Origin of the sequence: Bradyrhizobium sp. Y36, assembly GCF_002531575.1 — a bacterium.
GTDB lineage: Bacteria > Pseudomonadota > Alphaproteobacteria > Rhizobiales > Xanthobacteraceae > Bradyrhizobium.
In genome coordinates this window covers 1-509 of record NZ_NWTI01000056.1, presented here as the reverse complement: position 1 = coordinate 509, position 509 = coordinate 1, and the positions used below count along the sequence as shown (strand labels likewise).

The 509-nt window shown below is 68.8% G+C and carries 1 protein-coding gene; it reads left to right on the top strand.

The window, feature by feature from the left end; all coding sequences use genetic code 11:
• A partial coding sequence (locus CO669_RS34820) for a methyl-accepting chemotaxis protein (protein ID WP_245444651.1) occupies positions 1–509 on the top strand: 509 nt, incomplete at both ends.

Genomic DNA, 509 nt, shown 5'->3' with positions numbered 1-509 from the left:
GCCCAGCAGATCGGCGAGGTGGTCAAGCTGATCACGGCGATCGCCGAGCAGACCAATCTTCTGGCGCTCAACGCCACCATCGAGGCCGCGCGCGCCGGTGAAGCCGGCCGCGGCTTTGCGGTGGTCGCGAGCGAGGTGAAGTCGCTGGCGAGCCAGACCGCGAAGGCGACCGACGAGATTTCCTCGCACATCACGGGCATGCAAGGCGCCACGGCCGAATCGGTTGCGGCGATCAAGGAGATCGGCGCGACCATCGGGCAGATCTCGTCGATCGCGACCTCGATCGCGAGCGCAGTCGAGCAGCAGGGTGCGGCAACGCAGGAGATCGCGCGCAGCGTCCAGACCGTGGCGCAGGGCACCCAGACCGCGGCCACCGATATCGGCCAGGTCAACCGCGGCGCCGCCGAGACCGGCGCGGCTTCGGGGGAGGTGCTGCACTCGGCCAAGACGCTGTCGTCCGAAAGCACCCGCCTGCGCGCCGAGCTCGATCGCTTCATGGGCAATATCAG